The sequence below is a fragment of the Caballeronia eucalypticola genome, from assembly GCF_047608185.1.
Classification (GTDB): Bacteria; Pseudomonadota; Gammaproteobacteria; order Burkholderiales; family Burkholderiaceae; genus Caballeronia.
Genome location: NZ_JBLKRU010000008.1, coordinates 26721 through 53052 on the forward strand (window position 1 = coordinate 26721; position 26332 = coordinate 53052).

The 26332-nt window shown below is 60.5% G+C and carries 21 protein-coding genes; 9 read left to right on the forward strand and 12 right to left on the reverse strand.

Going from position 1 to position 26332, the window contains the following annotated elements; genetic code table 11:
• Nucleotides 1-20: 20 nt before the first annotated feature.
• The 4 genes from aroG to ACMX25_RS11690 all read right to left on the reverse strand — a co-directional run bounded on the left by aroG (nucleotide 21) and on the right by ACMX25_RS11690 (nucleotide 8243).
• Nucleotides 21-1094, reverse strand: coding sequence for a 3-deoxy-7-phosphoheptulonate synthase AroG (gene aroG, locus ACMX25_RS11675; RefSeq protein WP_414950011.1), 1074 nt, complete (start codon nucleotides 1092-1094; stop codon nucleotides 21-23).
• Nucleotides 1095-1539: 445 nt separating this feature from the next.
• Nucleotides 1540-3006, reverse strand: a complete 1467-nt coding sequence (gene tldD / locus ACMX25_RS11680) for a metalloprotease TldD (RefSeq protein WP_414950013.1) — start codon at nucleotides 3004-3006, stop codon at nucleotides 1540-1542.
• Nucleotides 3007-3106: 100 nt separating this feature from the next.
• On the reverse strand, nucleotides 3107-3940 hold the full coding sequence (locus ACMX25_RS11685; protein ID WP_414950014.1) for a carbon-nitrogen hydrolase family protein: 834 nt from the start codon (nucleotides 3938-3940) through the stop codon (nucleotides 3107-3109).
• Between the two features lie 97 nt (nucleotides 3941-4037).
• On the reverse strand, nucleotides 4038-8243 hold the full coding sequence (locus ACMX25_RS11690; protein ID WP_414950015.1) for a YhdP family phospholipid transporter: 4206 nt from the start codon (nucleotides 8241-8243) through the stop codon (nucleotides 4038-4040).
• A 206-nt stretch (nucleotides 8244-8449) separates the two neighbouring features.
• Here ACMX25_RS11690 and glnE point away from each other — a divergent pair, with 206 nt between their 5' ends.
• Nucleotides 8450-11248 (forward strand): bifunctional [glutamate--ammonia ligase]-adenylyl-L-tyrosine phosphorylase/[glutamate--ammonia-ligase] adenylyltransferase, encoded by a 2799-nt coding sequence (gene glnE, locus ACMX25_RS11695; protein WP_414950016.1) that lies wholly within the window; start codon nucleotides 8450-8452, stop codon nucleotides 11246-11248.
• 66 nt (nucleotides 11249-11314) lie between these two features.
• Here glnE and ACMX25_RS11700 read toward each other — a convergent pair whose 3' ends face one another.
• From ACMX25_RS11700 to ACMX25_RS11715, 4 genes are all read right to left on the reverse strand, one after another.
• Nucleotides 11315-11725: a type II toxin-antitoxin system VapC family toxin gene (locus ACMX25_RS11700; RefSeq protein WP_414950018.1), complete on the reverse strand. Its 411-nt coding sequence runs from the start codon at nucleotides 11723-11725 to the stop codon at nucleotides 11315-11317.
• Entirely contained in the window at nucleotides 11722-11979 is a 258-nt protein-coding gene (locus ACMX25_RS11705) for a type II toxin-antitoxin system Phd/YefM family antitoxin (protein WP_414950020.1), read from the reverse strand. The genes ACMX25_RS11700 and ACMX25_RS11705 overlap by 4 nt, the downstream gene beginning before the upstream one ends.
• A gap of 195 nt (nucleotides 11980-12174) precedes the next feature.
• On the reverse strand, nucleotides 12175-13830 hold the full coding sequence (gene recN, locus ACMX25_RS11710) for a DNA repair protein RecN (RefSeq protein WP_414950022.1): 1656 nt from the start codon (nucleotides 13828-13830) through the stop codon (nucleotides 12175-12177).
• Between the two features lie 7 nt (nucleotides 13831-13837).
• On the reverse strand, nucleotides 13838-14740 hold the full coding sequence (locus ACMX25_RS11715; RefSeq protein WP_414950023.1) for an NAD kinase: 903 nt from the start codon (nucleotides 14738-14740) through the stop codon (nucleotides 13838-13840).
• Between the two features lie 217 nt (nucleotides 14741-14957).
• Between ACMX25_RS11715 and hrcA the strand changes: the two genes are divergently transcribed.
• The 3 genes from hrcA (at nucleotide 14958) to ACMX25_RS11730 (ending at nucleotide 17651) form a co-directional block, all read left to right on the forward strand.
• On the forward strand, nucleotides 14958-15977 hold the full coding sequence (gene hrcA / locus ACMX25_RS11720) for a heat-inducible transcriptional repressor HrcA (protein ID WP_299713102.1): 1020 nt from the start codon (nucleotides 14958-14960) through the stop codon (nucleotides 15975-15977).
• 189 nt (nucleotides 15978-16166) lie between these two features.
• Entirely contained in the window at nucleotides 16167-17234 is a 1068-nt protein-coding gene (gene hemH, locus ACMX25_RS11725; RefSeq protein WP_414950025.1) for a ferrochelatase, read from the forward strand.
• Between the two features lie 9 nt (nucleotides 17235-17243).
• A complete protein-coding gene (locus ACMX25_RS11730; protein ID WP_414950026.1) occupies nucleotides 17244-17651 on the forward strand; it encodes an RNA-binding S4 domain-containing protein in 408 nt (135 codons plus the stop codon).
• Here the strand turns inward: ACMX25_RS11730 and ACMX25_RS11735 are convergent.
• Both ACMX25_RS11735 and ACMX25_RS11740 read right to left on the reverse strand, forming a co-directional pair.
• Nucleotides 17623-17784, reverse strand: coding sequence for a hypothetical protein (locus ACMX25_RS11735; protein WP_166681130.1), 162 nt, complete (start codon nucleotides 17782-17784; stop codon nucleotides 17623-17625). The two genes, ACMX25_RS11730 and ACMX25_RS11735, sit on opposite strands and share 29 nt — an antisense overlap.
• A gap of 270 nt (nucleotides 17785-18054) precedes the next feature.
• A complete protein-coding gene (locus tag ACMX25_RS11740) occupies nucleotides 18055-18240 on the reverse strand; it encodes a hypothetical protein (RefSeq protein WP_414950028.1) in 186 nt (61 codons plus the stop codon).
• On the opposite strand from ACMX25_RS11740, the gene grpE reads away from it, so the two are divergent.
• From grpE to pabB, 5 genes are all read left to right on the forward strand, one after another.
• Entirely contained in the window at nucleotides 18239-18820 is a 582-nt protein-coding gene (grpE, locus tag ACMX25_RS11745; protein ID WP_414950029.1) for a nucleotide exchange factor GrpE, read from the forward strand. The two genes, ACMX25_RS11740 and grpE, sit on opposite strands and share 2 nt — an antisense overlap.
• A gap of 26 nt (nucleotides 18821-18846) precedes the next feature.
• Nucleotides 18847-19242: a thioredoxin family protein gene (locus ACMX25_RS11750; RefSeq protein WP_414950030.1), complete on the forward strand. Its 396-nt coding sequence runs from the start codon at nucleotides 18847-18849 to the stop codon at nucleotides 19240-19242.
• A gap of 199 nt (nucleotides 19243-19441) precedes the next feature.
• Nucleotides 19442-21400: a molecular chaperone DnaK gene (dnaK, locus tag ACMX25_RS11755; RefSeq protein WP_414950032.1), complete on the forward strand. Its 1959-nt coding sequence runs from the start codon at nucleotides 19442-19444 to the stop codon at nucleotides 21398-21400.
• Between the two features lie 347 nt (nucleotides 21401-21747).
• Complete coding sequence (dnaJ, locus tag ACMX25_RS11760; RefSeq protein WP_299707129.1) at nucleotides 21748-22890, forward strand: molecular chaperone DnaJ; 1143 nt, start codon at nucleotides 21748-21750, stop codon at nucleotides 22888-22890.
• 19 nt (nucleotides 22891-22909) lie between these two features.
• Nucleotides 22910-24703: an aminodeoxychorismate synthase component I gene (gene pabB / locus ACMX25_RS11765; RefSeq protein ID WP_414950034.1), complete on the forward strand. Its 1794-nt coding sequence runs from the start codon at nucleotides 22910-22912 to the stop codon at nucleotides 24701-24703.
• 41 nt (nucleotides 24704-24744) lie between these two features.
• Here pabB and panB read toward each other — a convergent pair whose 3' ends face one another.
• Nucleotides 24745-25560, reverse strand: coding sequence for a 3-methyl-2-oxobutanoate hydroxymethyltransferase (gene panB / locus ACMX25_RS11770; RefSeq protein WP_414950035.1), 816 nt, complete (start codon nucleotides 25558-25560; stop codon nucleotides 24745-24747).
• A gap of 58 nt (nucleotides 25561-25618) precedes the next feature.
• The gene (locus ACMX25_RS11775; protein ID WP_414950036.1) at nucleotides 25619-26332 is read right to left on the reverse strand and encodes a deoxynucleoside kinase; all 714 of its coding nucleotides are present in this window, start codon (nucleotides 26330-26332) and stop codon (nucleotides 25619-25621) included.

Genomic DNA, 26332 nt, shown 5'->3' on the forward strand with positions numbered 1-26332 from the left:
CAAACCGCGCTTCAGACCAATCAGTTCCCATTCCCACGCGCCACGCGCCGCTGCTTCACGGCATCCGCCAACCCTTCCAGCACGCCCAGGCTTTCTTCCCAACCGATGCATGCATCGGTGACGCTCTGCCCGTACGTCAACTCGCAACCTTCCTTCAGATCTTGCCGTCCGGCGACCAGATTCGACTCCACCATCACGCCGATAATCCGCTCGTCACCGCCCGCAATCTGCCGGCCGATATCGGCGCAAACCGGGATCTGGTTCTCATGTTTCTTCGAACTATTCGCATGGCTTGCATCGATCATCAGACGCGCGGCCAGTCCGGCCTTGCTGATGTCGTTGCACGCGGCGTTCACGCTTTCTGCGTCGTAATTCGGCGCTTTGCCGCCGCGCAGGATGATGTGGCAATCCTCGTTGCCGGCTGTCGATACGATGGCCGAATGGCCGCCCTTCGTCACCGACAGGAAATGGTGCGGCTGCGACGCTGCCTTGATGGCGTCCACCGCAATCTTCACGTTGCCGTCCGTGCCGTTTTTGAAGCCGACCGGACACGACAACCCCGACGCCAACTCCCGATGCACTTGCGATTCCGTCGTCCGCGCACCAATCGCGCCCCAGGAAATCAGGTCGGCTATGTACTGCGGGCTGATCATGTCGAGGTATTCGGTGCCGGCCGGCAGACCCAGTTCGTTGATTCGCAGCAGCAATTCGCGCGCGGTCCGCAGTCCGTCGTTGATCTTGAAGCTGTTGTCCATGTACGGGTCGTTGATCAGCCCCTTCCAGCCGACCGTCGTACGCGGTTTTTCGAAATACACCCGCATCACGATTTCCAGTTCCCCGGCAAAGCGCTTGCGCTGCTCGACGAGGCGGCCTGCGTATTCCAAAGCCGCTTTAGTGTCGTGAATCGAGCACGGTCCGACGATCACGATCAAACGGTCTTCCATGCCGTGCAGGATTCGATGCATCGACTGGCGCGAGTTGTAGATCAGGTTCGACACCGGCTCGGCGCAGGCGAACTCGCGGATCAGGTGAGCGGGCGGCGTGAGTTCTTTCAATTCGCGAATACGGACATCGTCGGTGTTGTGCGGGGGCATGCTGGTTCTCCAGGAACTCGTTTTTCGTGCTGTATTCGTTCGGTCGTTACATCCGACAGATCAGGGACAGGGCAAAAAGTCATCAAAAAAAGTGGGCATAAAAAAACCGCCAGACTGCGCTGGCGGTTTTTCGGGAAACTTGGGTTCTACACAAACGACTCACCCCTCTCGATCCGCCAGCGGCTTGAGATGCCAAAAAAAGTAAAAATAAAACTTGGCGGACATGATGGTTTCGGTCGCTTCGATAAATATTGAACGTCTGGCTTTATAACCTTAAACACGCGCGGTTGGCAAGTTGTCAGCCGCTAAAAGCGGACATTCCGCACCGTAACACCGAATCCCGTAGCAAACGTGAGCATTTCATGCGGATTTCCCGCGTGACGCGCTTGAAAGGTGCATCAAGCGCGGCGCGGGAAAATCATCGGTCAAACGGCGGAGTACACATTCAAACCGTCCCGCCCACCGTCATCTTTTCGATCCGCAAGGTCGGCTGCCCCACGCCTACCGGCACGCTCTGGCCTTCCTTGCCACACACACCTACACCGCCGTCGAGCGCCATGTCGTTGCCGATCATGGTTACGTACTTAAGCGATTCCGGGCCGCTGCCGATCAGCGTTGCACCCTTCACCGGATACGTGATCTTGCCGTTCTCGATCATGTACGCCTCGGACGCGGAAAACACGAACTTGCCGTTGGTGATGTCGACTTGGCCACCGCCGAAATTCACCGCATACAAGCCGTTTTTCACCGATGCCAGGATCTCGCCCGGATCTTTATCGCCGTTAAGCATGTAGGTGTTGGTCATGCGCGGCATGGGCAGGGCGGCGTACGATTCGCGCCGCGCGTTGCCGGTTACCGGCATCTTCATCAAACGCGCATTCAGCGAATCCTGGATGTAGCCCTTCAGAATGCCGTCCTCGATCAAGGTCGTGCATTGCGTAGGATTGCCTTCGTCGTCGATGTTCAGCGAACCACGCCGGTTCGGCAGCGTGCCGTCGTCGACAACGGTCACACCCTTCGCCGCGACCCGTTCACCGATCCGGCCCGCAAACGCCGATGAGCCCTTGCGGTTGAAGTCACCTTCCAGCCCATGGCCAATCGCTTCGTGCAGCAACACGCCGGGCCAGCCCGGTCCGAGCACGACGGTCATTGCACCGGCGGGCGCCGGACGCGCATCGAGATTAACAAGCGCTGCGTGCACGGCCTGATCGACGTAATGGGACAGGATTTCGTCGGTGAAATAGCCGTAGTCATAACGACCGCCGCCACCGCCGCTGCCCATTTCACGACGTCCGTCCTTTTCGGCGATCACCGTTACCGACACGCGAACCAGCGGCCGGATGTCCGCGGCCAGTGCGCCGTCGCTTCGTGCGACCAGTACAACGTCGTATTCACCCGCCAAGCCTGCCATGACTTGGACGATGCGCGGATCGCGCCCACGCGCCATTTTCTCGACGCGTTCGAGCAGCTTCACCTTAGCGGTGGCCTCGAGCGACGTGAGCGGATCAGACGGCAGGTAAAGATCGCGGCCGAACACGCCGGTCAGCGAACTGGCCGACTTGATCTTGTGCTTGCCGCCGCCGGCTTTTGCAATCGCGCGCGTGGCGACCGCCGCCTGACGGATGGATTCCGCCGACAAGTCGTCCGAATACGCGAACGCCGTCCGGTCACCCGACACGGCGCGCACGCCCACACCTTGATCGATGCTGAAGCTTCCCGATTTGACGATGCCTTCTTCCAGGCTCCACGCTTCGCTGCGCGTGGACTGGAAATAGAGATCCGCGTAGTCCACGCGGTGCGTGAAGATCTCGGCCAGCGTGCGCGTAATTGTGGATTCGTCGAGGCCGTAGGGCGTCAACAGGATCTCTTTCGCAGTGGCGAGATTTCGGATGCCGGGTTCGATGATGTTCATTCGTTGCCTGTGGCGAAGTCTGTGGGGATTAAACGCATTCTAACGTTGGAGTGTTTATGCCACACCCTGACCAGATGGAGGGGGGCGCCGAAAAAACAAGCTAGCCCAAAACGCGATGCCGCAGCGCCGGAAGGCTTTGGCGGACGGATGCAATGCGCGCAGCATCAATCGCTCCGACTGCCACGCCCGCCCCTTCTTCCACCACGGCCACGATCTCGCCCCACGGGTCGATCAGCATGCTGTGGCCCCAGGTGCGGCGCCCGTTTTCGTGTTTGCCGCCTTGCGCGGCGGCCAGCACGTAACATTGGTTTTCGACTGCACGCGCTTTCAACAGCGTTTCCCAATGCGCCTCGCCGGTCGTGTAGGTGAACGCCGACGGCACGACCATCAACGCGCAATCGCCCATCTTTCTGTAAAGCTCGGGAAAACGCAGGTCGTAACACACCGACAATCCCACGCGTCCGAATGGCGCATTAAACGTACGCACATCGGTTCCCGGACGGATCGTGCGGGCTTCATCGAAGGATTCCGTGCCTTTCTCGAAGTTGAATAAATGAATCTTGTCGTAGCGGGCAACCTGCTTGCCGGTGGGATTGAAGACGAGGGTGGTGTTGAGCACGCGATCCGGTTCAGGCGACTCCAGCGGCAAGGTCCCGCCGATCACCCAGACGCGATGTTCGCGCGCCGCGTCCGATAGGAATTGCTGGATCGGACCGTGGCCGGGCGTCTCGCGGATCGCGAGCTTGTCCGTGTCCTTGAAACCCATGTAGCAGAAATATTCCGGCAGCAGCACGAGTTGCGCGCCGCCGCGCGCGGCTTCGGCAATCAGCCGCCCAGCCTCCGCGATATTACGTTCACGATCCGGCGCGCTTACCATTTGCAGCGCGGCTACGCGGAACGTCCCGGAGGTGCCTTCGCTTGATTTGTCGCTCATGTCAGCCTGCTAAAAAGGGCGCGATGATAATCAGAATTCGTGATCAGTATCGACTGCCGCCAGCCAGTGGGACCTGCGCTGAAACACGATCAAACCCTCAATTGGGCGCGGCTTCAGCGGGAATTTCGATCTTACCCTGATCGCCTTTCACCCGCTGAATGACGGGTTTCGACCACGAACCGGTAATGGAATAGTCAATCGTGAACGCTTTTCCAATCGACTTCGACAGCACCAGATCGGCCACCAGCGTGCCGAGCCCGAGCAAAGGATTAATCACGGCGGCGCCCAGCGCCACGGCGCCCGCGCTGATGGTCGGGATGATCTTGGCGTGCAGGTCCTGGGTTTCCTTCGGCAGATTGACCAGCCCCTTCAGCTCGACGCGCGCCGGCGCCGTGATCATCGTGAAATCATTGGTGCGGCCAATGCCATTCTGAACCGTGCCCGAACCGGTGATCTTTTCGAATGGCAGGCCCTTGCCGACAACGTCCTGGAAATTCAGCGTGAGAAAACGCGCGAGGCTCTGCAGGCTGAGCACGCCGAGCAGCTTGGCCGCGCCCGGATTGACCTTGAGAATCTGGCCGTGCTGCAAGTCGACATTTAGATTGCCATTGAGCGTGGGCAGATCGACCGCGGCCGGGCTGCCGTCCCAGCCAAGCTGGCCCGTTACCGTGCCTTTGCCGTTCTTCACCGTGCGAGGCAAGCCCATCCGTTCGACCAGTGCGCCGGCGTCGGTGATGTCCAGCTTGAAATCGAGCGCGGTGTGACGAGGGGCGTTGTCGTCGGCATTGACCGGAAAACCAACGGGACCGCTGATCGTGCGCCAGTTGGCCGTGGCAGATAACGTCGCGTCCGGGTTGCTGAGATCCAGCTTGTCCAGGTACCAGACGGGCACCTTGTCTTTCATGTAGTTGTGCGCATCGACTTCCAGGCGCCCGAGCGTGCGCCCGCGCACCACGAGTTCGTTCACGATCAAATCGATGGACGGCATGTTGGCCGGCGGCTTGCGGATCATCTGTCCGACCAGGTCGGTTTCCTGTTTCCCCGGAATCACAACCTTCGTGAACCGCGCCTGCAACGCACCCGGGCTGCTTTTCGTCGCACCCGGCGTCCATTCAGCGTTGCCCGTGACCTGATCCGACGCAATGTTCGCCTGCCACTTGCGGTCATCGCCGAGATTTGCGCCTATCGCGACATCTTCCCAGCGCCGGTTGAGCAGCTTGATCGTGGCGAAATGCAGCGCGAACTGCTTGGGGATGAACTGCTTCACCACCTGCGTTTGCGCCGTTGTTTGCGCCTTCGGATCCGGTTGCGGCATTGGGCCCAAATCGGCGATCAGCTTGCGCCACGCATCGGCGTCGAGTTCGTCGATATCCACCGTCGCCGTCACGCCCTGCGCCGGCAGATCGGCCGGTTTGTTCACGCCGATAGCCCCTCGTTCCACAATCGGCATTTCCTTACCGGTTTGCTTAAGCAGGTAATGCGCGTTCACCGGCCCGAACGTCAGCTTCGCGTCGTGCTCCTGAGGCGATCCGGCGATGGGCGTGAAGGTGAACGAGACGGGCATCGGCATGCCTTCGCTCTTGTTGAACGGAGCCGGGAAGTCCAGGCCGAGGCCGGTCAAATCGGAGTTCAGCTCGACTTGCGGCAACGCGTTTTTCACGCCACGCACACGCACGGCGTAGGGTGCGGTGCCGCTGATGTGCTTGAGAATCTGCGCGGCCTGCTCCTGTTCGCGGGCGTTCAGGCTCTTGGCAGCGTCACCGCCAATGCGGCCATCTACATTGAAGGCGTAACTTCCGTCGGGTTTCACGCCGCCGGAGCCGCGCACATCGCCGCCAAGGAACTTCGCCGTGAGGCCATCGAGCGATGCGGTTTTCTCGCCGAACCGCGTCCGCCCCTTGAGATTCGACAGCGGGGGCAACGCACCGTACGCAAGCTCATTGCCGTTGAACGTGAGCGCGCCTTTATAACCCACGTGCGGCCGTACGCCCGGCGGCGGCGCGACCCGCGGAATTTCCAGTTGCAGCGCGAGCGCGGCGTTGCCGGTTGCACGGATTTTCGTCGACACATGATGTGAAAGCGCGCCAAGCGAACTGTCTTCCACGTAGTGAAGCATGTCGGTGATCGGGCCGTGCGCGTCGGCGTCGATCAGCAGTTTCGATTCACGATTTCCCAGGTCTTCGATCCGCCCCGTCGTCTTGACCACGCTCACGCCGAGGTAGTGGCCGCGCGAAATATCGAAGCCCAGCTTGTTTTCGGCGAGATGAAACGTCCCGTCGATACCATCAAACGCCGGCCACACGTTCGGCGTGCCGTTTGCCATGGTCCTGAGCGGATAGGGCGTTGGCTCGAACTTGCCGCCGGAGAACGGCGCGACAATGCGGAACTGGCCGGCATCGGGGAAACGCGAATAGGGGAATTTCGTCAGGTCGCCATGAATCTCGATGGTGGCATTGCGCGAAACACCGGCCTGCAACGCGTGGCCCAGATACAGCCGCAATTTTTCGCTGATGCTCGTCGGCAGATAGTTGACGAGGCTCGTCACGTTCAGGTGCGCTGCTTTTGCCTTGAGATCGAGGGAACCGCGGCCTTCGCCTTCGTTGTGGTAATCCGCTGTTGCACTGGCTTCGGCGTCCGCGTTCTTGACGTGCAGCGTCTCCACGTGCGCGGTGATTGCCTTGTGCGCTTTACCGGGCGCGTCAGCGAGGGTCCACGTCACGCGGCCGTTGATCTGATCGAGCACGAGACGCGGGTTATCGAAGACGCCGGGCAGGGTGATCGCGGTATTTTTCGTATCGATGACCGCGCTGCCGCGATCCTGGTTGGCGTCAATGCTGCCCCACAGGTTCTCCACGCCCGGAATCCCGGCTCGCGGATGGTTGTTGATCGTCAATCCCGGCGGCGGTTCCTGCGCCTGCACGCTGACGCCGTGCAAGTCGCCCTTGACCGTGTAGCGTATTGGCGGCTCGGCGCCCGTCTGCCGCTGCGCCAGCATTTGAGCGTGAGTCGCCGGTCTGGGCCGCTCGGTTTGCAGCGTGTAGTTGGTAATCTGGCCACGCGGGTTGAAGCGGAGCAGATCGTTTTGCGCCTTCGATGGCAACGGCAACGCGCGCGCAAATTCACCAAGAATGCCGAGATCGACGACATCGCCCGTCACGCCGAACAGCTGCCCGCGCTGCAACGAAGCCGCTCGGTAATTGCCGGTCAGCGTATGCAACGCGAGGAGGCGAGACACCGGCGTGCCGTCGGCGAGCGGCGGCTGGCCAAGTTCCGCGTGCAGGTTGCCAAGATGCAGCGTGTATTCGTCGTCGTTTTGCGCGAGGTCCCAGCGGAAGCTCGCGATGGGCACATCGAGACGCGGCTGCGTTGGACGCACGCGCAACGCGATGTCGGAGCCGGTCAGGTCGCCGCCCGCGGTTTGCAGTTTGCCGCTCGCGAAGTCAAGCCAGATGCGGTTATCGAAACGTCCGCTGTAGGTCGCGAACGGCATCGTCACGTACTTGGCGAGCATGGGCAGATCGACAGGACCAGTCGACAGATACGCCTGCCCCGTCCAGTTCGCCGGCCGGCCGGGCACGCTGAAGTGCGGCGTGGTGAAGTCCGCGCGAAAATCGAGCGGCCCGTGCAACAGGTCGCCGTCGGGCGGCGCCTGCAGCGCCAGCCGATGACTTGTGCCGTCGTTAAGAATGGCGAGCTTGATGCGCTTGAGCGCGAGTTGCGGCGCCTCACGCTCGCCGTCGTGCCAGCGCAGCGTGCCGTTGCGCAGCACGATAGCTTGCTGGCGCAGCAGCCAGGTCATGAACGCGTCGTTGCCCGTATGTTTCGCCTGGATCGGCACGCCGGCCACGCTGAAGGTGCCGTCGGCGGCGCGCGAGATGACTACGTCGGGGCCGTCGACGGTGAGATTCGAGAGCACCGGAATGGGACCCAGCAGCGAGCGCCACGCGACGGTCGCACTGGCATGCGGCACGGCGAGACCCGGCGTGCCGTCGGCGGCGTCAATCCTCAGGTTGTCGATATCGAATGAGGGCTGGAGGCCGTACCACCTCGCCGTGATTCGCCCGATGTGCAACTGCGCGTGGATCTTCGCCGACACCATTTGTTCGATGCGCGGCCTGAATACATCGATCTGGGGAAGCACCGCGTAACGCAGTGCGAGATAGATCCCGGCGACCGCGAAATAGATCACGGCGACGAGCACCAGAAGGACTTTGAGCGCCCGCGACAATGCGAGCTCGGCGCGACCACCTAGCTTCACGGGTACAGCTACGGGTGGGTCGGCTAGTTCCTTTCGGTCGGACATGCTGCGGCGGGTCGGCGATATGGTAGGTTTTCGAGATTTGACGTTGAAATGTAACACAGCGCGCGGTGCAAAAAACTGCGGGAACACGCTACGATGCGGCCGCTAAGCCGCGCCGGATGGCGTTTACGCCTTTATGGCACGCTTGTCGCAAAAGCCCCGGCACACTGCCGGACTTGATTCAGAGCAATGACCGAGCCCGACCTTTCATGACCGACGCCGTTTTGCTGAGTGCCAGCGCTTCCAACTATGCCGCGCGCGTGTATGCCGCGCGTCCCGAATTGCCGGCGCAGGTGGCCGAATGGTCGCAAGCGCCGATCCGCCGCGCGTGGATAGAAGCGCGGCTGGACGCCTTGTGCGCGGTCTGTTCGGCGGGATCGACGCATGGGCGGCTCGATGAAGCCGCGCTCAAGACTGCGCTGAGGCGCTTGCGCATCGAGGTCTTCTGCACGGTGATGGAACGCGATCTTGCCGGCCTCGCGCCCGTTGCCGAAGTCACGGGCGCGATGACCGATCTGGCCGAGCTGACAATCCAGCGCGCGCTCGCGGTGTTATCGGCGGATCTGGAAGTCACGTTCGGCGAGCCACGCGGGCCTGACGGACAGCGTTTGACGCTGGGTGTGGTGGGAATGGGAAAGCTCGGTGGACGTGAGTTGAACGTGTCGTCGGATATCGACCTGATCTTCGTCTATGAAGAAGACGGTGAGACGACAGGCGGCGAACGCGCGGCGTTATCGACGCAGGAATATTTCACGCGGCTCGGCCGCAAGCTCATAGGCGCATTGGCCGAGGTGACGGAAGACGGTTATGTCTTTAGAGTCGATATGCGGTTGCGGCCGAACGGCGATGCCGGTCCCATCGCGTGCGGACTCGGCATGCTCGAAGAGTATTTCTACGTGCAGGGCCGCGAGTGGGAGCGGTACGCGTGGATCAAGGGGCGGCTCGTCTCCGAGAACAAGAGTGAACCGGCGCAACGCTTGGCCAAGCTGCTCGACGCGCTCGCCAAGCCGTTTATTTATCGGCGGTATCTCGACTACGGCGTGATCAGCGCGATTCGTGCGCTGCATGTGCAGATCCGGCAGGAAGCGCAGCGGCGCGCGTCAATGCGCCCGGACAAAGCCGACGACATCAAGCTCGGCCGTGGCGGCATTCGGGAGATCGAGTTCAGCGCGCAGGTGTTTCAGTTGATCCGTGGTGGCCAGATTGCCGATCTGCGGATTCGTCCGACCTTGTCCGTGCTGGAACGCGCGGCGGCGCATGGGTTGATATCGGCGAATGTATGTAGTGAATTGACCGAAGCGTACGTGTTCCTGCGCAAGCTTGAACACCGGCTGCAATATAGAAACGATGCGCAGACGCACGCCATGCCGGTCGCGCCCGACGACCGCGCGGTGCTTGCAGACGCAATGGGTTTTGCCGATTACCCGGCGCTGACCGACGAGCTGGAAGCGCATCGGGCGCGCGTTGAGCATCAGTTCGACCAGATCTTCGCCGATAAAGTGAAGGGCGACGGCGGCTGTGCGGTGGCGGAAGATTCGGCGGCGTCGTGGGTCTGGAGCAGCGCGCTCGCCGACGACAGCGCCGAGGAACAGTTGGTCGAGCGCATGACCGAACTGGGTTTCACCGATGCCGCCGCCGTGCTTACGCGTCTGCGCAGCGTGTGGAAATCGACGCGATACGAAGGTTTGCCCGAGCGCAGCCGGGAACGATTCGACATCGTCGCGCAACGTGCGCTCGAAGCCGCGCAGGCGATTCAGCCGCCCGAGCGGCGCGGCGACACCATCGCCCGGCTGTTCGACCTGCTCGAAGCGGTCAGCCGCCGCGGCGCTTATCTTGCGTTGCTCACCGAATATCCGGCGGCGCTCGAACGGGTGTTGTCGGTGCTTGGCGCGTCACGTTGGGCGGCGGGATATTTGATTCGCCATCCGCAGCTTCTTGATGAATTGCTCGACGATGAAGTGATCGCGAGCCCCTTTGACTGGGCGCAATTTCGAGAATCCTTGCGCGCGCAGATTGCCGCTGCCGATGGCGCCGAGCAGCAGATGAACTTGCTGCGGCACGCGCACCAGGCTGAAGTGTTCCGCATTCTGCTGATCGATTTAAGCGGCAAACTCACCGTTGAACACGTGAGTGATTTGTTGTCGGCGCTGGCCGATGCGGTGCTCGATGTCACTATCGAAACGGTGTGGTCGCAGTTCCCGAAGCGTCACCGCGAGGTGCCGCGCTTTTCTGTGATCGCTTACGGAAAGCTGGGCGGGAAGGAGTTGGGCTATGCGTCCGACCTGGATCTGATCTTCCTCCACGATGACCCCGACGAATCTGCCGCCGATATCTACGCCACCTTCGCGCGCCGGCTGATCACATGGCTCACTACAGCAACGGGCGCGGGCACATTATTCGATGTTGACTTGCGGCTGCGTCCGAATGGCGAGTCGGGCTTGCTGGTGACGAGCCTGGAGTCGTTCCGGCGTTATCAGATTCGTGAAGGCGATGCCGCGAATACGGCTTGGGTCTGGGAACATCAGGCGTTATCGCGGGCGCGTTATTGCGCCGGTGACGCGGAGATTGGCGAGCGCTTCGAGGAGATTCGCGCCCAGGTTCTCACGATGCCACGTGATGCCGCAGCGTTGGCGCAGGAGATTGTCGTAATGCGCGAGCGGGTGGACGCCGGACATCCGAACCGGAGCAAGTTGTTTGACCTGAAGCACGATCGCGGCGGGATGGTGGATATCGAGTTTATCGTGCAGTACTGGGTGCTGCTGCACGCGCGCGAAGACGCTGAATTCGTGCGCAATATTGGGAATATTTCGCTGCTGCGACAGGCTGCCGGGTTCGGACTGATGAGCGCCGAGGAGGCGGAAACGGTGGCGGCTGCGTATCGGCGGTACCGGAAATTGCAGCACACGCTGAGACTCGACGGGATGGAGAAGGCGCGGGTTGAGCCGGACGTTGTGGTGGCGGAGAGGGAAGCGGTGACGGGGCTTTGGAATCGGGTGTTTGGGAAGTAGCCGCTTTGTTTGATCCCCGCCGCGGCGCTGATGACTGGAATGTGGCCTCGGCGTCGGGCGCGCTTGTTACTTCACCAGGCGGATCGGACTCGCTTTGTACGCAGCGACGGTTTCGTCATTGGTCAGCAAGGTGATGCCCTCGAATGTCGCTTGCGCGATCAACAGCCGGTCGAACGGGTCTTTGTGATGATCGGGCAAGTTGCCGACGGCCGCGGTGTGCGCGCTGCTGATGGCCAGTTCGATATAGCCGTTGTCCAGCAACGACCGGCGGAACAAGTGCGCATCGACTTTGAAGTCCGGTCTGCCGAGCCCATTCTTGATTGCCACTTCCCATACGCTGGCCGCGCTGAACAGCAGGTCGTTTTCCTCATCTTCGATCAGCGCCCGTGCTTCGTTGGAAAGCGAGCTATTCGAACGAACATCCGCGCTTGCAACTGCCGTCCACAACAGCAAATGCGTATCGAGCAGCAGCTTCATTCGTCACCGCCAAACATCGCAGCGATTTCGTCACGGCCCAGATCGTTGAACTTCTGCGCATCGGGCACGGTGACCTGGCCGGCGAGGAAACCGATGCGCTTTTTCTTTTTCGGTACCTCAGCGTCTATAGCGATGATCCGCACCATTGGCTTGCCCGCTTTGGCGATTACAACCGATTCACCCTGGACCGCTTTCTCGACCAGCCGTGACAGGTTGGTTTTGGCCTCATGCATGTTGACAGTGATCGTAGGCATAGCACTCTCTTTGACTTAGCTAAGTTAGCTTAGTCTATCATGGGGCCGAAAAAGCGCGTATGGCCGCGTTGATTATTTAGGGGGTGAGACTCGTGAGAGAAGCCTGAGCGGCATTCCGGAGTGTGCTCGACCTCGGGGGCGCGTGCATCAACGGACGACGGCCGCAAACAGCCGTGCTCCCCGCTGATCCCCCGCTCAAGCCGCCAGCATTTCCTTCGCATGTTTGCGCGTGGTGGCCGTAATCTCAAGGCCGCCCAGCATGCGCGCGACTTCCTCGACACGCTTCGATTTATCCAGCGGCGTCACCGTACTGACCGTTCCGCCCGTCGAATCTCCGGCTTTCGCCACTTGGAAGTGGTGATCGCCACGAGCCGCCACTTGCGGCAAATGCGTGACGCATAGCACTTGCCGGTCGCGGCCGAGTTGATGCAGCAAACGTCCTACGACTTCCGCGACGCCGCCGCCAATCCCCGTATCCACCTCATCGAAAATCAATGTGGGGGTCGGGCTTGCCGTGCTCGCAATCACCGCGAGCGCCAGACTGATCCGCGCGAGTTCGCCTCCCGACGCGACCTTCGCCAGCGGACGCAATATGACCCCGGCATGGCCGGCCACGCGGAACTCGATCTGCTCAAGCCCGTTCGCACCACCCTCTGCAAGCGGCACGAGCGCGACTTCAAAGCTGCCGCCGACCATCGACAACTCCTGCATACCTTTGGTGACCGCCTTGCCAAGCGACTTCGCAGCCTTCGCGCGCGCCTTCGACAATACCGTGGCTTCCGCCAGATAAACCTCTTTCGCCTTGGCTACCGCCGCACGCAGCGCATCGAGATCAGCGGCGGCATCGAGCGCTGCCAGTTGCCGGCGGCGCTCAGCATGCTCCTCGGGCAACGCCTCGGGTTGCATGCGGAACTTGCGCGCGGCCGAATGCAGTTGCTCCATCCGATGCTCGACTTGCGCCAGGCGGTTTGGATCGAGTTCGAGCCGCTGCGCGTAGTGCGAGAGCGAATACGAGGCTTCCTGCAATTGAATTTCGGCGGGTTCGAGCGAAGCCAGCACGTCGGCAAGCGCTGGGTCGATATCGACGAGACCGCGCAACTTCGACACGATCGCCGAGAGCTGCGTGATCATGGCTTCATCTGACTCGGACAACGCGTTCAGCGCGCCCTGCACACCGTCGATCAGACTAGCCGAATGCGACAGCCGATGATGCTCGGCACTCACGTCTTCCCACTCACCCAGTTGCGGCGCAAGCTTGTCGAGTTCGCTCAACTGCCATGCAAGACGCTCGCGTTCCAGTTGCAACTCGCGATCGCGGTTCTGCGCGAGTTCCACCGCATGCGTCGCGTCGCGCCAGACTCTGTGCGCACGAGCTACTTTCTGTGCAGAGTCGAGAAGACCCGCGTGGGTATCGAAGAGTTCACGCTGGGCGTCCGGGCGCATCAGCAATTGGTGAGCGTGCTGGCCGTGGATGTCGACAAGCATTTCGCTCAGTTCACGCAATTGCACGAGCGTGGCCGGCGTACCGTTGATGAACGCCCGCGAACGTCCGGTCGAATCGACGACACGGCGAAGCATGACCGTATCGGCGTCGCCAATAGCCAGCGCGTGCTCGTCCAGCCAGCGCGAGACTTGCGCGTGAATGGAAAACTCAGCGGTAATGTCCGCGCGCGCTTCTCCGGCCCGCACAATGCTGGCGTCGGCGCGCGCGCCGAGCGTGAGCGCGAGCGCGTCGATAAGAATCGACTTGCCGGCGCCGGTTTCGCCCGAAAATACGGTGAAGCCGCGCTCGAACTCGAGGTCGAGCGCGGCGACAATGACGAAGTCGCGAATCGAGAGATGACGGAGCATGGGCGTCTTAAAGTTTCGTGGCGTCGTCGTGCGAGGGATATTCGTTCCAGTGCAGCTTCTTGCGCAGCGTGGCGTAATGGCTATAGCCGACCGGATGTAACACCGGCACGGTATGGCGCGAACGCCGCACTTCAATGGTGTCGTTCAATTCGACAGCAGTAAATGACTGCATGTCGAAATTCACGTTCACGTCGCGTCCGCCAATAATCTGGATATCGACCTGCGAGTCATCGGGCAAAACAATGGGACGATTCGACAGCGAATGCGGCGCGATGGGGACGAGTACAAAACCCTGCAATTGCGGATGCAGGATTGGTCCGGAAGAGGAGAGCGCGTAGGCAGTCGAACCCGTCGGCGTGGCAACAATAAGTCCGTCTGAGCGCTGGTTGTACATGAAGCGCCCATCCACCGACACGCGCAGTTCCGCCATGCCCGAGAAGCCGCTTCGATTCACCACGACGTCATTGAACGCCAGAGCGTGATAGATCGGCCGGCCGTCGCGGACAATGCGCGCTTCGAGCAAGGTCCGCTCTTCACGCTCGAAACTGCCGGCAAGCATCTGCGGCACGAGCTCGTGCATTTCGGCCAGCGAGATGTCTGTAATGAACCCAAGCCGCCCGTGATTGACGCCGATCAACGGCGTGCGATACGGCGCGAGCTGCCGCCCAATGCCGAGCATGGTGCCGTCGCCGCCGAGCACGACCGCCACATCTGCACGCGCGCCAATTTCCTGCGCGGTCAACGCGGGGTAGTCGGTCACGCCAACGTCATGCGCCGTTTCTGCTTCGAACACGACGTCAAAGCCGCGTTTCACAATACACGCGGCGAGCGCCGTCAGCGGCTCCCTGATGCCGGGTGTATTGTTGCGCCCCACGAGCGCGACAGTCTTGAATTGGGTACCTATTTCCATGCCGGCATTACACCATAGGTAAGTGTCGAAAAGAACCGCGTGCCACGTCCGACGCGGCTACGGGTTGTGTATACGCTAAGCGCCGGGCGTGACGGGCAATTGTCGCTAGAATGGTGTGGATCATGAATTGATGACGGGTGAATGACAAAATGACGTCCACCGGCATCGCCTATTTGGTGTGCTCGCTGCTTCCTTACACGTTGAGCTAAAATTTCCCATGCTAGACCCACGTGCCCAGACCCTCCTCAAGACGCTAATCGAGCGCTATATCGCCGAAGGTCAGCCGGTCGGTTCCCGCACGCTGTCGCGTTATTCCGGACTCGAGCTCAGCCCGGCCACCATCCGCAACGTCATGTCGGACCTGGAAGACCTTGGGCTGGTAGTGAGTCCGCATACGTCGGCGGGGCGGATTCCCACGCCGCGCGGCTACCGGCTCTTCGTGGACACCATGCTCACCGTCGAAACGACCGACGACGAAGCCATGACCTCCGCTGTCAAGATCAAGCTGCAGGGCGGCGAACCGGCGAAGATCGTGGCCGCCGCCGCGAGCGTGCTGTCGAACCTGTCCACCTTCGCCGGCGTCATTCTCACGCCGCGCCGCAGTCACATGTTCAAGCAGATCGAGTTCATGCGGCTGTCCGACAAGCGCATCCTGCTGATCATCGTGACGCCGGAAGGTGATGTGCAGAACCGCATCATGGCGACCCAGCGTGACTACTCGCCGTCGCAGCTCACCGAGGCGTCGAACTATATCAACGCGAATTTCGCCGGCTTGTCCTTCGACGAAGTACGCCGCCGACTGCGCGAGGAAATCGACGCGTTGCGCGGCGACATGACCTCGCTGATGCAGGCAGCGGTGGCCGCGAGCGTCGACGAAACGGATCAGGGCGACACCTTGCTGATTTCCGGCGAACGCAACCTGCTGGAAGTCGCGGATCTTTCCTCCGACATGGCGCGGCTGCGCAAGCTTTTTGACGTGTTCGACCAAAAGACGAGTCTCCTTCAATTACTCGATGTCTCGAGCCACGCGCAAGGCGTGCAGATATTTATAGGCGGCGAGTCGAATCTCGTGCCCATCGAGGAAATGAGCGTGGTGACCGCGCCCTATGAAGTGAACGGGAAAATCGTGGGCACGCTGGGCGTGATCGGACCCACGCGGATGGCGTACAACCGCGTCATTCCCATTGTTGATATCACCGCGCGCCTGTTGTCCCTCTCGCTCAGTAGCCAGCAGTAGTGCAATAAGCGCCAACAAGTTGTCTGCCGATGCGGCCCGCAAAATGCTGTGGATCCCTCTGGCAGACAACCCATCTTGCCTTGCCACAGCCCCGTGCACCACTCGGCCGATCGGCCGATGTTGCGTTCCGAAACCCGCCGCTATAATGGGTTTCACTTACTTACACGGGCTTCACGGCCTCTTTCCGTTATGCGCTACGACCTCGAGTTGCCTTCGCAGCCTTCCGCTTCGCATCGCGTTGCGGTGCTGCTGATCAACCTCGGCACGCCGGACGCGCCCACGGCCAAGGCCGTGCGCAAGTACCTCGCGCAGTTCTTGTCGGACCCGCGCGTGGTGGAGATTCCGGCGCTCGCCTGGCAAGTGATCCTGCGGCTGGCCATTCTGCCGTTTCGCAGCCGGGCGTCAGCGAGAAAATATGCCCAGGTCTGGCTGCCCGAAGGCTCGCCGCTGAGGGTCAACACAGAAAAGCAGGTGGAGGGATTGCGGCGGTTGTTCATGGTGAACGACTATCACGTGATCGTTGACTACGCCATGCGCTACGGGACGCCCGGCATTCCGGCCATGATGAATCAACTCAAGCTGGAAGGCGCCGAGCGCGTGCTGCTTGTTCCCATGTATCCGCAATATTCGTCGTCGACCACGGCCACCGCGTTCGATGACGCATTCAACGCCCTACGGCGCGTGCGCAATCAGCCGGAAATTCGCACCATTCGCCAATACGCCGACCATCCGGCCTACATTGGCGCGCTGGCCGAGCAAGTTAGGGATTATTGGCGGCAGCACGGCCAGCCGGACTTTGCGGCCGGCGACCGGCTGGTGCTCAGTTTCCACGGCGTTCCCAAACGCACCATGGATCTCGGCGACCCATATCACGATCAGTGTCAACAGACCGGTTCGTTGCTGATGGCGGCGCTCGGGTTGTCGCCGGTCGAATGCCGGGTGACATTCCAGTCGCGTTTTGGCCGCGCGGAATGGCTGCAGCCTTATACCGCGCCGTCGCTCGCCGAACTCGGTGCGGCGGGCGTGAAGCGAGTGGACGTGTTCTGTCCAGGTTTTACGTCGGATTGTCTGGAAACCATCGAGGAAATTGGCATTGAAGTGCGCGACGAATTCCTGCACGCTGGCGGCAAGGAATTTCACCGGATTCCGTGTCTGAATGCATCGCCGGCGTGGATCAAGGCGCTGGGCGAAATTGTCGCGCAGCACTTGCAGGGATGGCCGGTGCAGGCGCCGCAAACGCTTAGCGCAGCCGCATAGAACGAGCTAATGAACTACCAGATCTCCACCGACCCGGGCGCGCGCCTTCGTATCGACAAATGGCTGTGGGCAGCGCGTTTTTTCAAAACACGCTCCCTTGCCAGCGACGCCGTCGAGAAGGGCCGAGTGCGCATTGGCGGTGCGAACGTGAAGCCGTCGAAGGACGTGCGAGTTGGCGATCTTGTAGAGATCGAGATTGAACACGTGCTTTGGCAAGTGAACGTGCTGGGAATTTGTGAAGTGCGCGGTCCGGCGCCCATTGCGCAGACGCTTTACGCGGAAACGGACCCTGGACGTGAAAAACGTGTGGCGGAAAGCGAGCGGAGGAAGACGTATCGTGAGCCGGCAGCGGCATTGCAGGGTCGCCCGACGAAGCGCGACCGCCGCATTATCGACAAACTTTCAGGTTCGGACTGAAAAAGTGTTCCATGGTGGCCGAGACGCCGCCGTACTCCGTAGTGTGGTCGTTGACCGCACCGGACATACAAATGGTCGTGGTGCCACCAACGAGTACCAACGCGACGATCGCAATAGCAAAGGTCAGTTTCATTGGGCACCCCCTGTAACGCAACAGCTCTGAAAAACGGGCGCTAGAGCGGGCTTGATACGAGCTTTAGCGATAAAAAAACTTGGATTCGGGCGTTCGTAAGGTTAGGGTTAACTAGGGCTCCCGAAGGCATGTTCGAAGTGTAGGCGAGCAAATCAACCGGCTCAATCTGAATCTGATGACGGGCTCAAAATGGTTGTAACCGGTCATTTCTGCAGACTAGAAATAGCCCCGGAAAGCACGTGCAACCCCTTGAAAACGCTTGATTGAGCCTCAGATGAACGGCTTGGGACGAGCGCAGGATGTCCCCGCTTCAAGCGCACTGACCGTCGATTGACCCCGTTGTGTTTTTGCAACGTTGAGTTGGCGGTTATCATCGGCAGCCTTTTGATGAATCGAAACCGCAACGTCGGGTCCGATTTCATCCGTTTTCACCCATTGCAAAATCTCAAGCGACATGGAAAACACGCAAGACAATACCGCGAGCCAAAACCCCACGCCTGCCGACGATACCGCGGCGGCTCAAACTATCCATCAAGCCGGCGCGCCGGACGGGACGTCCTCCCCGGATAACGTCGACGCAAACGAAACCGCGGCATTGCTCGCTGAAGCGCAAGCGCGTGCCGCGTCGTTGCAAGAAGAGTTCTTGCGCGCGAAGGCCGAGACCGAGAATGTCCGGCGCCGTGCACAAGAAGATGTGCAGAAGGCGCATAAATTCGCGATCGAAAACTTCGCGGAGAATCTGCTGCCGGTGCTCGACAGCCTGGAAGCCGCGCTGACGCATTCATCCACCGACCTGGCGAAAGTCCGCGAAGGTGTTGAACTGACGCTGCGCCAACTGACTGCCGCGCTTGAAAAGGGCCGTGTCGTCGAGGTGAATCCGGTTGGCGAGAAGTTCGATCCGCATCGCCATCAGGCTATTTCCATGGTGCCGGCCGACCAAGATGCGAACACGGTGGTGTCGGTGCTGCAAAAGGGCTATGTGATTGCTGACCGCGTTCTGCGTCCGGCACTGGTCACCGTCGCCGCACCGAAATAAGCGTTTCGGCAAAAGACGTCGCCGTCATGGCCAATATCCCTGTCGACGCCACCGCGTTTGCCGTTTTCGACATGCAGGAACTGAGTGCCGAGACGTTCGATGCCGGCCTTGAGTCGGCGGCGGACGAGTTGGCCATCGTGTTTTTCTGGGGTTTCGAGTGCTTCAATTGCGAAATCGCGAAAAAGGCAATGCTCGCAAAACCGGACGAGATCCGGGCGCTCGGGTTGAAGTGGTTTCACAGCAACGTTTACGAGCATCGCGATCTCGGTCGCCGTTTCATGTTGCATGGCGTGCCAACGTGGTTCTTTTTTTTCCGGGGCAAGCGCCTGGGAAGAGCCACCGGATGGCATGGGCTTGGCCAGTTCGAAGCCGCTGTCGCCGCCGCTCGCGAGAAAATCCGGGCGCTCGAAGCGAAGGCTTGAGCCAGGTTCTCCAGGGAAAGTTTCAGATCGCCTGAAAAAAAGCGGAAAAGCATCGGTTTTTGGTCTTGAAATCGATGCGAACGCTCTTATTTGGCGTACAGGGTTAAATTTTGGGCGTCCAGCTAGCCGATTCGACTATGAACCACGTCGGAAACGCAAAAACGGACTCGCTGCAATCAAAGTCAGGAGAGTGATAAAAATGGGCAGAATCATTGGTATCGATCTGGGCACGACGAACTCGTGCGTCGCGATCATGGAAGGCAACACGGTCAAGGTGATTGAGAACGCGGAAGGCACGCGCACCACGCCGTCGATCATCGCTTATGTGGACGACAACGAAATCCTCGTCGGTGCGCCGGCGAAGCGTCAGTCGGTCACGAACCCGAAGAACACGTTGTACGCAGTCAAACGGTTGATCGGTCGCCGTTTCGACGAAAAAGAAGTGCAAAAAGACATCGCATTGATGCCGTATAAGATCGTGCGCGCCGATAACGGCGACGCCTGGGTCGAAGCCCGCGATCAAAAACTGGCACCGCCGCAAATTTCGGCAGAAGTGCTGCGCAAAATGAAGAAGACCGCTGAAGACTATCTCGGCGAAGAAGTGACGGAAGCCGTCATTACGGTTCCTGCCTACTTTAATGACAGCCAGCGTCAGGCTACGAAAGACGCGGGCCGTATTGCCGGTCTGGACGTGAAGCGCATCATCAACGAACCGACCGCAGCCGCGCTCGCGTTCGGCCTGGACAAGAACGAAAAGGGCGATCGCAAGATTGCCGTGTACGACTTGGGCGGCGGCACGTTCGACGTATCGATCATCGAGATCGCGGATGTTGACGGCGAGAAGCAGTTCGAAGTGCTCTCGACGAACGGCGACACGTTCCTCGGCGGCGAAGATTTCGACCAGCGCATCATTGAATACATCATCGGCGAGTTCAAGAAGGATCAAGGCGTCGATCTGTCGAAGGACGTGCTCGCACTGCAACGCCTGAAAGAAGCCGCTGAAAAGGCGAAGATCGAGTTGTCGTCGGCCGCTCAGACCGAAATCAACCTGCCGTACATCACGGCCGACGCGTCGGGTCCGAAGCATTTGAACCTGAAAATTACGCGTGCGAAGCTGGAGTCGCTGGTTGAAGACCTGATCGAACGCACGATGGAACCGTGCCGTATCGCTATTAAAGATGCAGGCGTGAAGGTCGGCGAAATCGACGACATCATCCTGGTCGGCGGTATGACGCGCATGCCGAAGGTGCAGGAAAAGGTCAAGGAATTCTTCGGCAAGGAACCGCGCCGTGACGTGAATCCGGACGAAGCCGTGGCCGTTGGCGCTGCGATTCAAGGCCAGGTTCTGTCGGGTGATCGCAAGGACGTGTTGCTGCTGGACGTGACGCCGTTGTCGCTGGGTATTGAAACCCTCGGCGGCGTGATGACCAAGATGATCAACAAAAACACGACCATCCCGACCAAGCACGCACAGGTTTATTCGACCGCTGATGACAACCAGAGCGCCGTGACGATCAAGGTGTTCCAGGGTGAGCGCGAAATGGCAGCGGGCAACAAGCTGCTGGGCGAGTTCAACCTCGAAGGCATTCCTCCGGCATCGCGTGGCACGCCGCAGATCGAAGTGAGCTTTGACATCGACGCGAACGGGATTTTGCACGTCGGCGCGAAGGACAAGGCAACGGGCAAGGAAAACCGCATCGTCATCAAGGCGAACTCGGGCCTGTCGGACGCTGAGATCGACAAGATGGTGAAGGACGCCGAAGCGAACGCCGACGAAGATCACCGTCTGCGTGAACTGGCCGACTCGCGCAATCAGGGCGACGCGCTGGTGCACAGCACGAAGAAGGCCGTGGCTGAATACGGCGACAAGGTTGAAGCGGAAGAGAAGGAAAAGATCGAAGCGGCGTTGAAGGATCTTGAAGAAGCGCTGAAGAGCACGGCGAGCGACAAGGCCGCGATCGACGCGAAGATCGAAACGCTGTCAACGGCGTCGCAGAAACTCGGCGAAAAGATGTACGCCGACATGGCTGCAGCGCAAGGTGCGGCGGGCGCGGCGGCAGGTGCGGCGGGCGCAGCAGGCGGCCCGGGTGCGCAAGCGGCGCCGGAGCAGCACGACGACGTTGTCGATGCCGACTTCAAGGAAGTGAAGAAGGACTAAGTCGATTGAACCGCGTCAGCAGTTCGTCGATGAAGGAACCGGTCTCGTGCGGCTTCGGCTTTGCGCGAGACCGCGACGGAAAATGTCTCGTGCGCGACTGAGCGTACAGACGAAGAGCGCGCCTGGCGAGCCTAATGGCTTCCCGGGCACGTTGTTTTTTAGAGGGCGCTGCGTTTTGTGCGGGTTGATTCAGGTGAGTTGACTCAAGCGCGCTGATCATCGTTTGATCGCGCGAGTCCCGCACGAAGGCCAGGCGTCGACGAACCACATGAGTCGCGAGACTCCAGGCATCCAAGAGGGAGCCGCCGGACCTGATTTCTGATCAGGCGCGGTGGCGCTGAACCGATATGGCGAAACGGGATTACTACGAGGTTATGGGCGTCGCGAAGAATGCGAGCGACGACGAAATCAAGAAGGCTTATCGCAAGCTGGCGATGAAGCATCACCCCGACCGCAATCCGGATAACAAGGATTCGGAAGCGCGTTTCAAGGAGGTCAAAGAGGCCTACGAAATGCTTTCGGATCCGCAAAAGCGCGCGGCCTACGATCAGTACGGGCACGCCGGCGTCGATCCGAACATGGCTGGTGCAGGCCAGCAAGGTTTTGGCGGATTCGCTGATGCATTCGGCGATATCTTCGGCGATATCTTCGGTCAGGCGGCCGGTGGTGGCGCGGGAGCCAGCCGTGGGCGCGCGGGCCCGCAGGTTTATCGCGGTGCGGATTTGCGCTACAGCATGGAAATCTCGCTGGAGCAGGCAGCGCACGGCTACGACACGCAAATTCGCGTGCCGAGCTGGGTGAATTGCGAGATTTGCAAGGGCTCGGGCGCGAAGGCCGGAACCAAGCCGGAAACCTGTCCGACGTGTCAGGGGCAAGGCACCGTGCGTATGTCGCAGGGCTTTTTCAGCATTCAGCAGACTTGCCCGAAATGTCACGGCACCGGCACCTTCATTCCTGAGCCGTGCGGTCATTGCCACGGGGCGGGCAAGGTGAAGGAAACGAAGACGCTGGAAGTCAAGATTCCGGCGGGCATCGACGACGGTATGCGGATTCGCTCGTCGGGTAACGGCGAGCCGGGCATCAACGGCGGTCCGAGCGGCGATTTGTACGTCGAGATTCACATCAAGCAGCATTCGGTGTTCGAACGCGACGGCGACGACCTGCATTGCCAGATGCCAATTCCGTTTACCACGGCGGCGCTGGGCGGTGAGATCGAAGTGCCTACGCTTGCTGGCCGCGCGAGTTTCACCGTGCCGGAAGGCACGCAGTCGGGCAAGACGTTCCGGTTGCGTAGCAAAGGTATCAAGGGATTGCGCTCGAGCATTGCCGGTGACCTCTATGTGCACGTACAGGTCGAAACGCCGGTCAAGCTTACTGACCAGCAACGCGATCTGCTCAAGCAGTTCGAGCGCTCACTAACCGAAGGCGGCGCGCGTCACAGTCCGCAAAGCAAGAGCTGGTTCGATCGGGTGAAGAGTTTCTTCGATTAAGATTCCGTCGACTAAGGTAATGATCATGCAGCAACGCAGCGAGGTTTTCGCGCTGCTCGACGATTGCGACTCGACCGCCGAAAGGCGGTCGAGTCGCCTTTACGCCAGCTTCTTGCACGAACGCTCGTGTCACGACGCCGCGCAACTCGATGAAGTGTGCGCGAGTGTTGGAGCGGACCTCCACGACGGATTGCACGCCGTCGTGCTCGCGGACTATGAATTCGGCCGCAACCTCCAGTTAGCGCAGCCCGGCGAAGCCGCGCTGCGCTTTTTATTGTTCCGCGAGTGCACGCTGTTATCGCGCGGTGAGGCGAATCAATGGCTTGCCACGCGTGATAACGGCCTGGCCGATCAGCCTTCTGTGGCGGGTGTGGCGAATATCGAAGCAAGTGTGTCGCGGGACGCGTACGAGCAGGCGATTGCGGCTGTCCAGGAAGCGTTGCACGCCGGCGATTCATATCAGATCAACTACACGTTCCGTCTCGCCTTCGATGTATTCGGCTCGATCGTCGGGTTATATCGGCGGCTGCGGGAACGCCAACCGGTGCGTTATGGCGCGCTGATCGCGCTGCCCGATGGACGCGATGTGCTCTCGTGTTCACCCGAGTTGTTCATCCAGCGCCAGGGCGACGTGCTCCGCGCCCGTCCCATGAAAGGCACCGCGCCCCGCAGCGCGGACCCGGAATGGTTGCGGCTCGATCCAAAAAATCGCGCGGAAAACGTGATGATCGTGGACTTGCTGCGTAACGACATGTCGCGTGTCGCGGTCACAGGAAGTGTCCAGGTGCCGCGCTTGTTTTCGGTTGAGCCATACAAGTCGGTTTGGCAGATGACATCGACGGTTGAAGCGCGCTTGCTTCTCAACACCACGTTCGCCGATATCCTCCGGGCACTTTTGCCTTGTGGCTCAATTACGGGCGCGCCGAAGCACAAGACGATGCAATTGATTGACGCGCTGGAAAGCACGCCGCGCGGCATTTATACGGGCGCGATCGGTTGGATAGAAACGAGCCGGGACTTCTGCTTGTCCGTGCCGATCCGGACGCTGGAAATTCAGCAGGGCAGAGGCAAGATGGGTGTTGGCGGAGGTATTGTGCTTGATAGCGTTGCCGCCGATGAATTCGAGGAGTGCCAATTGAAGGCTCGATTCCTGACCGGCTCCGATCCGGGTTTCGATCTGTTCGAGACCACGTTCGCGACCAAGGAGCAGGGGATACGCCATTGGGATCGCCATCGTTCCCGGCTTGAGACGAGTGCGAAGTGGTGTGGCTTTCCGCTTGACCTGGAGTTGTTGCAAAAGCGTGTTGATGAAACCTGCGCGGGCTTCGAAGCGGAAGCGGGTTATCGGTTGCGGATTGCGTTGGGCAAAAGCGGCGAGATTACCGTAACAAGTGCGCGGCTCGTGCCGTTGGCGGCACCCACCGTCGACGTGTTGCAGGCATCGGAGCACGGCTTCGCAGCTCGATCGGCGGATGATCCGTTGCTCAGGCACAAGACAACGTCGCGTGAAGAGTACGACCGCGCGTGGCGTGAGGCCGAATCGCTAGGCGCCTTCGACATGCTGTTTTTCAACGAGCGTGGAGAGTTGACGGAAGGCGGGCGGTCGAACGTCTTCGTGAAACTCGATGGCCGTTGGATCACGCCGCCGCTCGACGCAGGATTATTGCCCGGCGTGATGCGTGGCGTGTTGATCGAGGAACTGGGTGCAGAGGAACGCACCCTGACGCGGGAGGACCTGGACCGCGCGGAATCGTTGATGATTTGTAACGCGCTGCGTGGCGCGGTGCCGGCGCGATTGAAGTTGTTGAGCTAGGCGGCGTGGCACACAACCACGCCGCCTCGGCATAAACCCTCTTAAAACGTATGCTCCGGCCCGGGGAAAGTCTTTTCCCTGACAGCGCGAACATACGCCTCGACTGCCGCAAGAATACTCGGCTGCCCTTGCATGAAGTCTTTGACGAAGCGCGGCCGTTTGCCGGGGAAAATACCGAGCATGTCGTGCAGCACGAGCACTTGGCCCGAACATTCGATCCCCGCGCCAATGCCGATCGTCGGGATGACCAACTGTTGCGTCACTTCGCTGGCCAGCAGCGTAGGCACTGCTTCGATCACCAGCAATTGTGCGCCGGCATTCTGAAACGCCAGAGCATCGCGGCGCATTTGTTCGGCGCCGGCATCGGTTTTTCCTTGCACCTTGAACCCACCAAACGCGTGCACCGATTGCGGCGTCAACCCGACATGACCGCAAACCGGAATTGACCGGTCTACGAGAAACTTGACGGTATCGGCGACCCATTCACCGCCTTCAATCTTCACCATCTGCGCACCCGCGCGCATCAACTGCACGGCGTTCGCGTAAGTTTCCTCGCGCGAGCCGACCGTACCGAACGGCATATCGGCGACAACCAGTGCGTTCTTGTTGCCGCGTGCGACCGAAGCGGTGTGATACGCGATATCGGCCAGCGTCACGGGCAGCGTCGTGCCATGCCCTTGCAGCACGTTTCCAAGCGAATCACCGATCAGCAATACGTCGACGCCGGCACGATCCAGCAGCGCGGAGAAACTCGCGTCGTAGCATGTGAGCATCGATATTTTTTCGCCGGCGTCGCGCATGGTCCGAAGCTTCGGGACGGTAATCGCGGAGCGGCTGGTTTCCTGCAAATAAGCCATGAGAATTTCCACATCGACTAGATATGAGACGGCGCGCCTGCGCGCAAGCCGGACGGACTTAAAGTGACGTGCCCTTGACAAAGAATTCCTTGCGCCCACGCATGGTTTCAATGCGGTCTACCAGCAGCGCCAGATCGGCGTCCGATTCCAGCGGATTCAAATGCTCGGCGTTCACCGTCAAGAGCGGTGTGGCGTCGTAGTGATAGAAGAAGTCATTGTAGGCGTCGCAAAGGGCGCGCAGGTAGGCGTCGGGAATCTGCAGTTCCATTGGCACCGCGCGCTTTTGAATGCGCGCGAACAAGACTTCGGGACTGGCCTGCAAGTACACGACCAGATCCGGTGCGGGCGCGGAAGTATCAATCCGCCTGGTGATTTCCCGGAACAACTCCAACTCGTCGTCGGGCAGCGTGAGACGCGCGAACAGCGCGGTTTTATCGGTGATGAAGTCGGTGATCAGCGGCGCGTTGGTGTTTTGCCCCAAGTGTCCTGGTGTCGGCGCGCCCGCCAGCGCCGTTGCGATCTCCTGCGTTTGCTGCGTGCGCTGCAATGCAAACTGCAATTGCGTGGGCAGCGCGTAACGCGTGTTGTCGCGATAAAACCGCTCGAGAAACACGTTCTCCTGCGGGCGTTCGAACAACGTGCGCATTGACCAGCGTTCGGCAAGCAAGCGCGCCAGCGTGGTCTTGCCGACGCCAATAGGCCCTTCTATCGCGATATACCCATGCGGCGGCCGCAATTGCGGCGCGGTGACGGTGAGGGGCGACATGGTCAT

Bases quoted from the DNA above. Each gene is read 5' to 3' on its own strand.
- pabB (WP_414950034.1), top strand. From the start codon at position 22,910: ATGATCATGCAGCAACGCAGCGAGGTTTTCGCGCTGCTCGACGATTGC.
- hrcA (WP_299713102.1), top strand. From the start codon at position 14,958: ATGCTAGACCCACGTGCCCAGACCCTCCTCAAGACGCTAATCGAGCGC.
- ACMX25_RS11730 (WP_414950026.1), top strand. From the start codon at position 17,244: ATGAACTACCAGATCTCCACCGACCCGGGCGCGCGCCTTCGTATCGAC.
- dnaJ (WP_299707129.1), top strand. From the start codon at position 21,748: ATGGCGAAACGGGATTACTACGAGGTTATGGGCGTCGCGAAGAATGCG.
- aroG (WP_414950011.1), bottom strand. From the start codon at position 1,094: ATGCCCCCGCACAACACCGACGATGTCCGTATTCGCGAATTGAAAGAA.
- ACMX25_RS11750 (WP_414950030.1), top strand. From the start codon at position 18,847: ATGGCCAATATCCCTGTCGACGCCACCGCGTTTGCCGTTTTCGACATG.
- ACMX25_RS11735 (WP_166681130.1), bottom strand. From the start codon at position 17,784: ATGAAACTGACCTTTGCTATTGCGATCGTCGCGTTGGTACTCGTTGGT.
- ACMX25_RS11685 (WP_414950014.1), bottom strand. From the start codon at position 3,940: ATGAGCGACAAATCAAGCGAAGGCACCTCCGGGACGTTCCGCGTAGCC.
- ACMX25_RS11705 (WP_414950020.1), bottom strand. From the start codon at position 11,979: ATGCCTACGATCACTGTCAACATGCATGAGGCCAAAACCAACCTGTCA.
- tldD (WP_414950013.1), bottom strand. From the start codon at position 3,006: ATGAACATCATCGAACCCGGCATCCGAAATCTCGCCACTGCGAAAGAG.
- recN (WP_414950022.1), bottom strand. From the start codon at position 13,830: ATGCTCCGTCATCTCTCGATTCGCGACTTCGTCATTGTCGCCGCGCTC.
- dnaK (WP_414950032.1), top strand. From the start codon at position 19,442: ATGGGCAGAATCATTGGTATCGATCTGGGCACGACGAACTCGTGCGTC.
- ACMX25_RS11740 (WP_414950028.1), bottom strand. From the start codon at position 18,240: ATGTCGCTTGAGATTTTGCAATGGGTGAAAACGGATGAAATCGGACCC.
- ACMX25_RS11690 (WP_414950015.1), bottom strand. From the start codon at position 8,243: ATGTCCGACCGAAAGGAACTAGCCGACCCACCCGTAGCTGTACCCGTG.
- glnE (WP_414950016.1), top strand. From the start codon at position 8,450: ATGACCGACGCCGTTTTGCTGAGTGCCAGCGCTTCCAACTATGCCGCG.
- ACMX25_RS11775 (WP_414950036.1), bottom strand. From the start codon at position 26,332: ATGACCATGTCGCCCCTCACCGTCACCGCGCCGCAATTGCGGCCGCCG.
- ACMX25_RS11700 (WP_414950018.1), bottom strand. From the start codon at position 11,725: ATGAAGCTGCTGCTCGATACGCATTTGCTGTTGTGGACGGCAGTTGCA.
- hemH (WP_414950025.1), top strand. From the start codon at position 16,167: ATGCGCTACGACCTCGAGTTGCCTTCGCAGCCTTCCGCTTCGCATCGC.
- ACMX25_RS11715 (WP_414950023.1), bottom strand. From the start codon at position 14,740: ATGGAAATAGGTACCCAATTCAAGACTGTCGCGCTCGTGGGGCGCAAC.
- panB (WP_414950035.1), bottom strand. From the start codon at position 25,560: ATGGCTTATTTGCAGGAAACCAGCCGCTCCGCGATTACCGTCCCGAAG.
- grpE (WP_414950029.1), top strand. From the start codon at position 18,239: ATGGAAAACACGCAAGACAATACCGCGAGCCAAAACCCCACGCCTGCC.